Source organism: Actinoplanes sp. NPDC051633 (assembly GCF_040681735.1).
Classification (GTDB): domain Bacteria; phylum Actinomycetota; class Actinomycetes; order Mycobacteriales; family Micromonosporaceae; genus Actinoplanes.
The window spans coordinates 1-2,105 of sequence record NZ_JBFAZH010001278.1 but is presented as its reverse complement, the minus strand read 5'-3'; the positions used below and the strand labels follow the sequence as shown (position 1 = coordinate 2,105).

Sequence of the window (2,105 nt, the reverse complement as noted above, 5' to 3'; positions counted from 1 at the left end):
CCCCACACGGTGATGCCGATGCAGCGGGGCACGTTGAGGCAGGCCTGGGTCAGTCCGGCGTACTGCGTGGTCGACGCGTTGGTGACGTCCACCTCGGTCAGGGCCACGTCCACGCCGAGGGCGGCGAAGCTGGACAATGTGGTCTGGAAGTTGCCCGGGAGCGAGCTGCCGCCGGTGAAGTGGGTCTGCAGGCCGACGCAGTCGATCGGCACGCCGCGCGACTTGAAGTCGCGGATCATGTTGTAGACGCCCTGCGTCTTGCCGTAGGACCAGTTCTCGATGTTGTAGTCGTTGTAGCAGAGCTTGACCGACGGGTCGGCGGTGCGGGCGGTGCGGAACGCCACCTCGATCCAGTCGTTGCCGGTGCCCTGCAGGTTGGAGTTCCGGCGGCTGCCGTCCTCGTTGAAGGCCTCGTTGACGACGTCCCAGGCGGCGAGCTTGCCCCGGTAGTGGCCCATCACCCCGTTGATGTGGTCGATCATCGCCTGGCGCAGCGTGCTGCCGCCAAGGCTCTGCATCCAGCCCGGCTGCTGGGCGTGCCAGGCAAGGGTGTGCCCGCGGACCTTCAACCCGCGCTGGGTCGCCCAGTTGTAGATCTGGTCGCCGGAGCTGAAGTTGAACTGGCCGCGCTGAGGCTGCGTCGCGTCCGGCTTCATCTCGTTCTCGGCCGTCACCATGTTGAACTCACGCGCGGCGATCGTGCTGTACGTCGAATCACCGAGCCGGCCCGCCGCGATGGCCGTGCCGAAATACCGGCCCGACTGTGCCGCGGCCGCACCCAGGGTGCTTGCCGCGGCGTTCGCCTCGGGCATCGCCACTCCCAGGCCCAGTGCCGCGATGGCGACCGCGGCGGCGGCGAGCAGTGGCCGGACCGCCGGCGATCGACGACGCGGGGAGTCCGCGGAGGGGACAGGAGAACTGGTTGCCACGATGCCTCCTTGTTCAGTTCCCCGGTCGGAGCCGCGGGCCCGCACAGGCGCGATGATCTCCCGCCGCCGCGCATGCGAGGGAGCCGGTGAACCGCGGATCCGGGACCGGAGAACGATGTCAGCGAATGTGAGGTCATGCTGGCACGGCAACAGCGCGGAAACAATACTTTCCGGAAGTACAGCGGAAGCTAGTGGTTCTCTATCGCTTCCACACAGGCCAGCTGACCAGGGATTACTCCGGCGATCGAAGAGATCGCAGCAACCGACAGCCGCTCGCTGCGGCCCCTGAGGTCGCTTCCGCGTAACACTTTTCCCGAAACTCTCGGCAGATTTATCGGGTCGCGGCGATCACGGCTGGAGCGACCGGTAGGCGTGCAGAAACGGCGGCAGGCTGACCGACTCCTGAGCCAACTCCCGCAGGAACACCAGATGTGTCCGGCGCTGCATCGCTCGCCGGACCCAACGCGGCAGGCCGAGGTGCACCGGTCCCTCGATCGACGGGCCGTTCGGCACCGGCAGTCCGAGCTTGAACTTGATCTCCTGCTTGGGCGCGTTGCGCAGTCCGAAGTCGACCTCGAGCTCGCGTACCAGAGTGTTGAGCTCGTCCTGGGCGCGGCGCACCTCCCGCAGATCCCGCTCGTGACGGATGCGCCGCTCGGTCTCGTAGAGCCAGGTGCGGAAGGCGGTCGCCTTCGGCGAGTTGCGGACCTCGACGGCGGTCTTCAGCAGGTCGGCGCGGCTGTCGGTCTGCCCGATGACATACGAGGCGATGAGCGGGAAGTCGACGCTGAGCGCCTGGGTCGCGAACTCGGCGTTGATCGCGGCGGCGAGGTCCCGGCGAATCTTCCCGCCGGCGCTGACGGCGAGATCGGTGAACCGGGTGACCGGCTGCTCGAGCTGCGAGCGGATCAGGTTGGACCGCCACGAGTGCGGCATGTACGACAGGCTCAGCAGGTGGGCCAGCTCCTGATAGTAGAAACCACGGAACGCGAACAGCGCGAAGTTGCCCAGGGCCGGCGGGATGGCCTCGAGGCTGAGGGCGAAGTCGTCGAGCCGCGCGTACAGATCTTCGATGGTCTGCTCGTCCTTCAGGGAACCGCTCACCGAGTTGACCGTCAGGTTCACGAAGTCGGCGTTCTCCTGGTACATGGTCGGCAGGATCTCGATCTCCCGCAT

Annotated in this window: 2 protein-coding genes; both read right to left on the bottom strand. The window is 66.9% G+C overall.

What is annotated here, in order from left to right; genetic code table 11:
• The coding region (locus AB0M20_RS40040; protein WP_364306364.1) for an endo-1,4-beta-xylanase at positions 1 to 929 on the bottom strand (929 nt) is incomplete at its 3' end.
• Between the two features lie 348 nt (positions 930 to 1,277).
• Positions 1,278 to 2,105, bottom strand: an 828-nt coding sequence (locus AB0M20_RS40035; RefSeq protein ID WP_364306362.1) for a hypothetical protein, incomplete at its 5' end; no start/stop codon positions are given.